The organism is Streptomyces millisiae (assembly GCF_031845425.1).
Classification (GTDB): Bacteria; Actinomycetota; Actinomycetes; order Streptomycetales; family Streptomycetaceae; genus Streptomyces; species Streptomyces millisiae.
In genome coordinates, this window is record NZ_JAVREM010000069.1 from 25,469 (window position 1) to 35,424 (window position 9,956).

8 protein-coding genes are annotated in these 9,956 nt (G+C 71.9%); all 8 read right to left on the reverse strand.

Annotated elements, in window-relative coordinates; genetic code table 11:
* Nucleotides 1–12: 12 nt before the first annotated feature.
* Nucleotides 13–1,206 (reverse strand): FtsW/RodA/SpoVE family cell cycle protein, encoded by a 1,194-nt coding sequence (locus RNC47_RS30585; protein ID WP_311603403.1) that lies wholly within the window; start codon nt 1,204–1,206, stop codon nt 13–15.
* Nucleotides 1,206–3,542 carry a penicillin-binding protein 2 gene (mrdA, locus tag RNC47_RS30590; RefSeq protein WP_311603405.1) on the reverse strand — a complete coding sequence of 779 codons (2,337 nt, stop codon included), beginning with the start codon at nt 3,540–3,542 and terminating at the stop codon, nt 1,206–1,208. Before mrdA ends, RNC47_RS30585 begins: the two co-directional genes overlap by 1 nt.
* Nucleotides 3,539–4,246: a rod shape-determining protein MreD gene (gene mreD / locus RNC47_RS30595; protein ID WP_311603407.1), complete on the reverse strand. Its 708-nt coding sequence runs from the start codon at nt 4,244–4,246 to the stop codon at nt 3,539–3,541. The genes mrdA and mreD overlap by 4 nt, the downstream gene beginning before the upstream one ends.
* Nucleotides 4,247–4,251: 5 nt before the next feature.
* The gene (mreC, locus tag RNC47_RS30600; RefSeq protein WP_311603408.1) at nt 4,252–5,313 is read right to left on the reverse strand and encodes a rod shape-determining protein MreC; all 1,062 of its coding nucleotides are present in this window, start codon (nt 5,311–5,313) and stop codon (nt 4,252–4,254) included.
* 98 nt (nt 5,314–5,411) lie between these two features.
* Complete coding sequence (locus RNC47_RS30605; protein WP_311603410.1) at nt 5,412–6,431, reverse strand: rod shape-determining protein; 1,020 nt, start codon at nt 6,429–6,431, stop codon at nt 5,412–5,414.
* 322 nt (nt 6,432–6,753) lie between these two features.
* Nucleotides 6,754–7,158, reverse strand: a complete 405-nt coding sequence (gene ndk / locus RNC47_RS30610; RefSeq protein ID WP_311603411.1) for a nucleoside-diphosphate kinase — start codon at nt 7,156–7,158, stop codon at nt 6,754–6,756.
* A 602-nt stretch (nt 7,159–7,760) separates the two neighbouring features.
* Nucleotides 7,761–8,108, reverse strand: coding sequence for a DUF4233 domain-containing protein (locus RNC47_RS30615; RefSeq protein WP_311603418.1), 348 nt, complete (start codon nt 8,106–8,108; stop codon nt 7,761–7,763).
* 8 nt (nt 8,109–8,116) lie between these two features.
* Nucleotides 8,117–9,619 (reverse strand): bifunctional tetrahydrofolate synthase/dihydrofolate synthase, encoded by a 1,503-nt coding sequence (gene folC / locus RNC47_RS30620; RefSeq protein WP_311603412.1) that lies wholly within the window; start codon nt 9,617–9,619, stop codon nt 8,117–8,119.
* Nucleotides 9,620–9,956 lie beyond the last annotated feature (337 nt).

The window sequence follows — 9,956 nt, forward strand, 5'->3', positions numbered from 1 at the left end:
GCTCCCTGGCGTTCAGGCGGCGGAGAGCGGCCGCTTCAGGCGGATGGACTGGAGCAGGCCGATCGCGATCCAGACCGCGAACATCGAGGTGCCGCCGTAGGAGAGGAACGGCAGCGGGACGCCGGCCACCGGCATGATGCCGAGCGCCATGCCGATGTTCTCGAAGCACTGGAACGCGAACCAGGAGACGACGCCGGCCGCGATGATCGTGCTGTAGAGGTCGGTGGACTCGCGGGCGATCCGCAGGGCGCGCCACAGCACCACCCCGATCAGCAGGATGATCCCGCCGGCGCCGACGAAGCCCAGCTCCTCCCCCGCCACCGTGAAGATGAAGTCGGTGTGCTGCTCGGGCACGAACTGTCCCGTGGTCTGGGTGCCCTGGCCGAGCCCGGAGCCGAAGAGCCCGCCGCCGCCGATGGCGATCCTGGCCTGGTTGGTGTTGTAGCCGACGCCCGCCGGGTCGAGGGCCGGGTTGGCGAAGGCCGCGAACCGGTTGATCTGGTACTCGTCGAGGACCCCGAGGACCCAGACGAGGACCGCGCCGACCGCGCCGGTGAACACCAGGCCGATGGTCCACTTCAGCGAGGCGCCGGACGCCAGCAGCATCCCGAGCACGGTGACGCTGATGACCATGGCGGTGCCCATGTCGTCGAGGAGGACGACGGAGAGCGGGAGGGCGGCGAGGCCGAGGGACTGGAGCACGGCGCGCCGGGCGGGGTGCTCCCGGTCGCCGGCGTCGACCGCGTCGGCGAGGACGGTGGCCATCACCAGGATGACGGAGACCTTGACGAACTCGCCCGGCTGGACGGTGTACCCGCCGATGGAGAGCCAGGCGCGCTGCCCGTTGATCTCGGTGCCGAGTGGGGTGAAGACCAGCAGGACGAGGAAGAGCGAGAAGGCGTAGAAGAGGGGGACGGCGCTGCGCAGCCGCTGGTGGCCGAGCCAGACGACGCCGACCCCGATGGCGAGCCCGACGGCGAGGTTGATGCTCTGGCGTATCAGGAAGAACTGCGGGTCGCCGCCGGTTATCTCGGTGCGGTTGCGGGTCGCGGACCAGATCAGGGCTATGCCGAGCACGGACAGCGCGAGGCCGGCGAGGAGCAGCAGCCAGTCGAGGCGGCGGGCGACGGAGTCGCGCTCGGCCAGCCGCCGCCAGGCGCTCTTGCGCCGGGCGGGCGGCCTGACCGTCAGGGTGTGCACGCTCATCAGTCGTCCTGGTCCTCGCGCCGGGCGTCGAGTTCGCCGGAGTCCGGTGGGTCGTCGCCGGCCACCGTGTCCGGGGTGCTGATGGCGTCGGGGTCGAAGCCGGGTTCGTAGCCGTTGTCCTGGCCCGGGTCCTCGCCACCGTCGCCGGTGTCGCCCTGCCCGGTGTCGGCGTCGCCGGTGTCGCCCTCGCCGGCGTCCTCGCCGCCGTCGCGGTCGCGCGCGTCGGCGTTCTCCCGCGGGTCCTCGCGGTCGGCCACGATGGTGCCGTTCTCGTCGATCTCCGGCAGGTCCCGGTTCGGCTCGGCGAGCAGCGCGACGTCCTCGTTGACGGTGCCGCCCTGGACGCCGTAGATGGCCTCCCAGATGTGGCGCACCGCGTCACCCGAGGCGCCGGAGCCGGTGCCCGCCTGGTTGATGGTCATGACCACCGTGTAGTCGTCGGTGTAGGTGGCGAGCCACGAGGTGGTCTGCTGGTCGCCGGAGGCCTCGGCGGTACCGGTCTTGCCGCGCAGCACGATGTCGTTCTGCGGCCAGCCGCCGAACTTCCAGTCGGCGCTGCCCCGGGTGATCACGCCCGCGGTGGCGGCCCGCAGGTTGTCCATGGTCTCCTCGTCGGCCGGCAGTTCGCCGTTGGCCACCGGCTCGAACTCCTCGACCACGCTGCCGTCGGCGGCGATCACGGCCCGGCCGACCTGCGGCTGGTAGAGGGTGCCGCCGTTGCCGAGGGCCGCGTAGACCGTGGCCAGTTGGAGCGGGGTGACCAGCACGTCGCCCTGGCCGATGGAGAAGTTGAGCATGTCACCGGCGCGCATCTTCATGCCCTCGGTGCAGTTCTCGCGGGCGATCCGGGCCACGTAGTCCTCGCGGTCGGTCTCCGCGATCTCGCACCAGTTCTCCTGGTTGGCCTCCCAGTACTCCTGCTTCCACTCCCGGTCCGGGATCCGGCCGGCCGCCTCGTTGGGCAGGTCGACGCCGGTCGGGGCGCCGAGCCCGAACTCGTGCGCGGTGCGGAACAGCCAGTCGTCCGGGTTGTCCACCGGTTCGAGGCCACCCTCACGCTGCCACTCGCGGTGCGCGATGCCGTAGAAGACGGTGTTGCAGGAGACCTCGATGGCCCGTCCCAGGGAGATGGAGCCGTACGCCTGGGACTCGAAGTTGCGGAAGGTCTGGCCGCCGACGTCGTAGGAGGAGCCGCACTCGTAGGAGCCGTCGAAGTCGTAGCCCGCGTTGACGGCGGCGGTCGTGGTGATCACCTTGAACGTCGACCCGGGCGGGCCCTGGGCCTGGATGGCCCGGTTGAGCAGCGGGTTGTTGGAGTCCTCGTCGGTGAGCGCCGCGTAGTCGTCGGTCGAGATGCCGCCGACCCACACGTTGGGGTCGTAGTCGGGCGCCGAGGCCATCGCGATGACCCGCCCGGTGTCGTTCTCCAGCACTATGGCCGCCCCGGCGTCCGCCTCGTAGTTGCGGCCCGAGATGTCGTCGTGCTGGGTCCGCGCCACCTCCATGGCCTGCAGGAGCTCCTGCTCGACGACGCCCTGGACGCGGGTGTCGATGGTGGTGACCAGGTTGGCGCCGGCCTGCGCCGTCTCGCTCTCCGACTCCCCGAGCACCCGGCCGAACTTGTCGACCTCGTACCGGGTGACGCCGGCCTGCCCGCGCAGATAGCTGTCGTACTGGCGCTCCAGGCCCGAGCGGCCGATCATGTCAGAGCGCAGCAGCGGGTTGTCGGTGTCCTCCGAGTCGGCGACCTCCTCGTCGGTGACCGGCGACAGGTAGCCGAGCACCTGCGCCGAGTTGGCGCCGTCCGGCGTCGGGTAGCGGCGCACGGCCGTGGGCTCGGCGCTGATGCCGGGGAAGTCCTCGGCCCGCTCGCGGATCTGCAGGGCCTGCTGGGTGGTCGCCTCGTCGGTGATCGGGATCGGCTGGTACGGCGAACCGTTCCAGCAGGGCTGCGGCGTCTCGGCGTCGCACAGCCGCACCTGGTTGGTGACCTCCTCGACGTCCATGCCGAGCAGTTCGGCGACGTCGGCCAGCACGCCGGCGCCGTCGTCGGGCAGCCGGCTCAGCTCGGTGCGGTCGGCGGTGACCACGAGACGCGTCTCGTTGTCGGCCATCGGCACGCCCCGCGCGTCCAGGATGGCGCCGCGCACCGCCGGCTGGACGGCCTGCTGCACGTGGTTGCCGGCGGCCTCGGCCGCGAACTCGTCGCCCTGCCTGATCTGCAGGTACCACAGGCGGCCGCCCAGCGTGAGCAACAGCGAGAAGACCAGTATCTGGATGACGACGAGACGGATGGTGATCCGCGAGGTCCGCCCGGTCTCCGGGATGTTGGTCACAGCCGCTTGACCCCCTTGATGCGCCCCGCCCGGTTGCGGGCGGACCTGCTGAGCAGTGTGGACCGGGTGCCGCCCAGCCTGGCGGCCTTCCCGTAGCGGATGCGGCGCGGGCCGCGACGGCGCGGCCCCGCGCCGCCCAGCCAGCTGACCGCGGCGTCGCCGCCACCGCCGCCGCCCGACGTGCCGTCACCGGCCAGCGGGTCGCTCTCGAGACGGCGGGCCATCGCCATCACCAGCGGCACGGTGAACGGGGCGAGCAGCAGGTCGTAGACGGTGGCGGTCAGCAGCAGCGAGCCGAGGCCCACGTCACGCGCCGCCGAGTCGCCGACCAGGGCGCCGACGCCCGCGTACAGCAGCGTGGAGCTGGCCGCGCCGGCCGCGACCACCAGCATCGGCACGGTGGCCGAGCGGTGCTGGCCGGTCTCCGGCCTGGTGAGCCCGGCGGCGTAGCCGATGACGCAGAGCACGAGCGCGTACCGGCCGACCGCGTGGTCGGCGGGCGGCGCCAGGTCGGCGAGCAGCCCGGCGAAGAAGCCGACCAGGCAGCCGCCGACGTGCCCGTAGACCAGCGCGAGGCCCAGCACGGTGAGCAGCAGCAGGTCGGGCGTGGCGCCCGGCAGGTGGAGTCTGGCCAACACGGTGACCTGGAGCATCAGCGCCACGGTCACCAGGATCGCGGCCAGCAGGGTGCGGGAGACGCGCATCGGTCTCACTCCTCGGTGGCGGTGTCGTCGTCGCCGGCATCGGCGGGCGTCTCGCCCTCACCGGCTCCGGTCTCGCCCTCGGTCGGGGGCTGGGGCTCTCCCACCTCGTCGCCCGGATCGCCCTGGGTCTCCTCGCCCTCGCCCGCGCTCTCCTCGTCCTCGTTGCGCGCCCCCTGCTCGCGCTCCGCGTCCTGGTTCTCCTCCTCGGGACGGGGCGGCAGCACGGAGTCGCGCGGGTTGTCGCGCGGCGGTTCGACGACGACGCCCACCAGGTCGAGCTGGGTGAACGAGACGAAGGGCCGCACCTCGACGGTGCGGGTCAGGTCGCCGTTGGACCGGTTGACGTTGACGACCTCGCCGACCGGGACGCCCGGCACGAAGGGCCGGTTCTCCGCGGAGCCGAAGGTGACCATCCGGTCGCCCTCGCGGACCCGGGCCTGCTGGTTGAAGAGCTGCACCTCGAACGTGTTCCCACCGCCGCCGGTGGCGAGTCCCAGTTCCTCGCTGCCCTCCAGCCGGGTGCCGACGCTGAACTCCGGGTCGTTGGCCAGCAGCACGGTGGCCTGGCCCCGCCCCACGGTGGTGACCCGGCCGACCAGGCCGTCGCCGTTGAGCACCGTCATGTCACGGGTGATGCCGTCCTCGGTGCCGGCGTCGATGGTGACGGTCCAGGAGAAGCCCTGGGCCGCGCCGATCGCGATCACCTGCGCGCCGACGATCCGGTAGCCGCCGGCCCCGGCCGTCCGCAGCAGCTCGTCCAGCTGCCGCGTCCGCGAGTCGCGGTACTCGTCGCTGCCGAGCTGCTGCCGCAGCTCCGCGTTCTCCCGCTCGAGCTCGGCGACCCGGTCGTGCCGGTCGCCGGACTCGCGGATCGCCGAGACGGCGTTGGCCACCGGGTCGACCGCGCCCGCCACGCCCTCCTCGACCGGACCGAAGAAGGAGGCGGCCGCCTCCCGTGGCCCGTCGAGCGGGGAGTTCTCGCCGCCGCGGATGTCGAGCGTGATCAGGGCGAATGCGATGGATACCAGCAGGACGAGGAGCAGCCGGCTCTCTCGGGTGTCCCTCACGTGCGGCGGCCGTGCCTTTCTTGTCGTTGCGGGTGGGTGTCGCCGCGCGGTCCTCGCGGCCGGCCGCGCGGCGGCCGTGGCGGCGCGGACGCCGGCGGCTAACGCCTGGGCTGGGCGTCCAGCACCTGCTGCAGCGCCTCGAACTCCTCGACGCACTTGCCCGAGCCGAGCGCCACCGAGTCCAGCGGGTCCTCGGCGATGTGGATGGGCATCCCGGTCTCCTGGCGCAGCCGCTCGTCGAGGCCACGCAGCAGGGCGCCGCCGCCGGTGAGCACGATGCCGCGGTCCATCACGTCGCCCGAGAGCTCCGGCGGGCACTTGTCGAGCGTCGTCTTGACGGCGTCCACGATCGCGTTGACCGGCTCCTCCATGGCCTTGCGGACCTCGGCGGAGGAGATCACCACCGTCTTCGGCAGCCCACTGACCAGATCGCGGCCGCGGATCTCGGTGTGCTCGTCCTGGTCCATCTCGTAGGCCGAGCCGATGGTGATCTTGATGCTCTCGGCGGTGCGCTCGCCCAGCAGCAGGCTGTACTCCTTCTTGATGTGCTGGATGATCGCGTTGTCCAACTCGTCGCCCGCCACCCGGATCGACTGGGCGGTGACGATGCCGCCGAGCGAGATCACGGCCACCTCGGTGGTGCCGCCGCCGATGTCCACCACCATGTTGCCGGTGGCCTCGTGTACCGGCAGGCCCGAGCCGATCGCCGCCGCCATCGGCTCCTCGATGATGTGCACCTGGCGGGCGCCGGCCTGCGTCGACGCCTCGATGACCGCACGACGCTCCACCCCCGTGATGCCGGACGGCACGCACACGACGACCCGGGGACGCGCCAGATAACGGCGCTTGTGGATTTTGAGAATGAAGTACCGGAGCATGCGCTCGGTGATCTCGAAGTCGGCGATGACGCCGTCCTTCAGGGGGCGCACCGCGACGATGTTGCCCGGGGTCCGGCCGATCATCTTCTTCGCCTCGGCGCCGACCGCGAGAATGCCACCGGTGTTGGTGTTGATGGCGACCACCGACGGCTCGTTGAGGACAATCCCACGACCTCTGACGTACACCAGCGTGTTGGCCGTCCCGAGGTCGACTGCCATGTCACGGCCGATGAACGACATATTGTTCGCCATAGGGATACATCTGGCCTTCCAGCTGGAGCGATATGTGCGGGGAGGTCGGCAGGGGGTGCGATAACGGTACGCCAAGAGGGCTCTCCCGCTCGCGGAGGGGAGAGAACCGGCGGCGATGCCATCGTATCCACGGCCGGTCGAACACGGAGCGCCGGAGCGCCGCTTTCGCCATTGTCGGCGGAACCCGGCCCGCCCTCCGTCATGTGACGTCGTGTTCGGGTGACGGGTTCCCTCGTTCGACTGTACCTATCCCGTTGGACGAAGTCGTTCAGGTGAACCCTGACGGCGGGTCAGGGCGTGTCGGAGTGGCTCAGGGAAAGAAGATCTTCAGTTCCCGTTCAGCGGACTCCTCGGAATCGGAGGCGTGAATCAGGTTCTCCCGCACGATCGTGCCGAAGTCGCCCCGAATGGACCCCGGCGCGGCGGCGATCGGGTCGGTCGGACCGGCCAGCGTGCGCAGCCCCTCGATCACGCGCTCGCCCTCCACGACCAGCACGACGCTCGGCCCCGAGGCCATGAACTCCAGCAGCGGCTCGTAGAACGGGCGGCCGACGTGCTCGGCGTAGTGCGTCTCCAGCGTCGCGCGGTCCAGGGTACGCAGCTCCAGCGCGGTGATGGTCCAGCCGGCCTTGCGCTCGATCCGGCCGATGATCTCGCCGACGAGTCCGCGGGCGACGGCGTCCGGCTTCAGCAGAACGAGGGTGCGCTGGCTCATGGCAGGCGGCTCCTGGGATGGAAAGGGGTGTCAGACGGGGGTCGCAAGACTACCGCCCCACTGCGGCTCGGCCCCCGCCAGGGTTCTCCCCACGGTCGCGCACGCAGTGCGCGGAGCAGCCACACAGCGATCGGCGCCGCGCGCCGGGGCGGAGCGGCTGCGCCGCGTTGTACCGCCCCGCGGAGCGGGATCCCCCCACCCGCCCCTTCCGGCGCTGCGCGCCGGGGGCCACCTCCCGCGCGGCGCGCGCCCTGCGCGGAGCGACTGCGGCGCGGAGCGGTTCTTCCCCCCCACCACCCGCCCTCACGCGCGCAGCGCGTGGAGCAGCCGCACAACGATCGGCGCCGCGCGCCGGGGCGGCGTAGCGGCTACGCCGCCGCCGCGGGGCGTGAACAGCGTCGCGGACGTTCTCGGCGCCACGCCACGGGGCGAGTTCTCCCCACCCACCCGCCCTCGCGCGCGCAGCGCGCCGGGCGGGGCGGAGCGGCCGGCGCCTGTGGCGGCCCGCCGGAGGCGGCTGCTCCGCAGAGCGGGTTATCCCCGCTCATGCGCCCACCCCCGGCGCGCAGCGCCGGGTGGGTGGGGAAACCCGCCGCGGTGTGTCAGGCGCTGGGTTTTGGGGCCAGCGCCGCGCCCGGTGTGGTCGTGTCGATGTGGCGGCCGAAGTGGATGGAGGCCCACCAGAGGCCGGCGAAGGCCGCGCCGAGGATGAACATCGCGGGGAGGACGAAGCCGGCCGCGATCAGGCCGATCTGGAGGGCCCAGCCGAGCGGGATCGCCACCGGCGTCCGCAACAGGCCGCACAGCAGCACGCACAGCGCCATCGCGGGGCCGCTGACGGCCCAGATCGTGGTGGTGGAGAGGTCGTCGGAGAGCCGCATCGCGGCCACCGCCGCGAGGCCGATGACGATGAACTCGCAGACCAGGGTGCTGGCGCAGAGCGTCCGCAGGGTTCGCATCAGCGGGCCTTTCCGAGCAGCAGCCGGGCCTCGCCGACCGTGATGACCGAGCCGGTGACCAGGACACCGGCGCCTCCGTACTCGTGTTCCTCCTCGGCCAGCGTGATGGCCTCGTCCAGCGCGTCGTCGAGGCGCGGCTCGACCTGGACCCGCTCCTCGCCGAAGACCTCGACGGCCAGCGCGGCCAGCTCGTCCACGTCCATCGCGCGGTGGCTGGTGTTGCTGGTGACGACGACCTCGGTGAACACCGGCTCGAACGCCTCCAGGAGGCCGCGGACGTCCTTGCCGGCCGAGGCGCCGACCACGCCGATCAGGCGGCTGAAGCCGAAGGCCTCGCTGATGGCGGCCGCCGTGGCCTGCGCCCCCGCCGGGTTGTGCGCCGCGTCCAGCAGCACCGTCGGGCTGCTGCGCACCACCTCAAGACGGCCGGGCGAGGTGACGGAGGCGAACGCGGCGCGCACCACCTCGGCGTCGAGGGTGCGGGCCGGCCGGTCGACGCCGACGCCGAAGAACGCCTCGACGGCGGCCAGCGCGACCGCCGCGTTGTGTGCCATGTGTTCGCCGTGGAGCGGCAGGAAGACCTCGGGATACTCGCCGCCGAGGCCGCGCAGCGTCAGCAGCTGGCCGCCGACCGCGACCTCGCGGGAGAGCACGCCGAACTCCATGCCCTCCCTGGCCACCGTGGCGTCGACCTCGACGGCCCGCCGCAGCACCACGCCGGCCGCCTCGATGCTGGGCTGCTGGGCCAGCACCACCCGGGCGCCCGGCTTGATGATCCCCGACTTCTCGCCCGCGATGGCCTCCGGCGTGGTGCCGAGCCGGTCGGTGTGGTCGAGCGCGATCGGGGTGAGCACGGCGACCTGCCCGTCGATCACGTTGGTCGAGTCCCATGTGCCGCCCATGCCGACCTCGACCACCGCCACGTCCACCGGGGCGTCGGCGAAGGCCGCGTAGGCCATGCCCGTCAGCACCTCGAAGAAGGAGAGCCGGTAGGGCTGCTGGGCGTCCACCAGCTCGACGTACGGCTTGACGTCCTCGTAGGTGGCGACGAACCGCTCGGCCGCGATCGGCTCGCCGTCCAGGCTGATCCGCTCCGTGATCGACTGGACGTGCGGGCTGCTGAACCGGCCGGTGCGCAGCTCGAAGGCGCCGAGCAGCGCCTCGATCATCCGGCCCGTGGTGGTCTTGCCGTTGGTGCCGGTGATGTGGATGGCCGGATAGCCGCGCTGCGGCTCGCCCAGCACGTCCATCAGGGGCCGGATCCGACTCAGCGACGGTTCGAGCTTGGTCTCCGGCCACCGCTTCGCCAGCTCCGCCTCCACCTCGCGCAGCGCGCGGTCGAGCTCGGGGTCGGCCGGGCGGCCCGGCAGCTCGCCCCCGCGCGGTGCTCCCGACTGGGCGCGCAGGGTGCGGCTGCCGGCCTCGATCACGGCGAGATCGGGGTCGCGGTCGCTCTCCGCGCCCACGATCTCCTCGAACTCGTCGTACTGGTCGTCGCTCACGCCCCCAGTCTACGAAGCGCCACTGACGGCGCTGTCCCAAGGCCCTGTCCGGTCGGCCTTGTCGGATCAGGCCGCGGCGTCAGATGCGGTGCATCGCAAGGCGGAGTATCGCAGCTCATACTTGGCCGTATTCGCGCGATGCGACAACGCAGCGAGGTGCCGTAGCTGGCGTCGCGGCCCCGGCAAGGCTGGCCGGACAGGGCCTAGGGGCAATGCCGGTGACTTAGGTAGTTGTGTCTCGCTGGGTGATGGTGATGGTGTCCGGTGGGGGTGGTGTCTGGTTGCGATGCTCGGCCCGTTTGAGCGGCCAGTTGGACATCTTGCGTTTGATCACTCG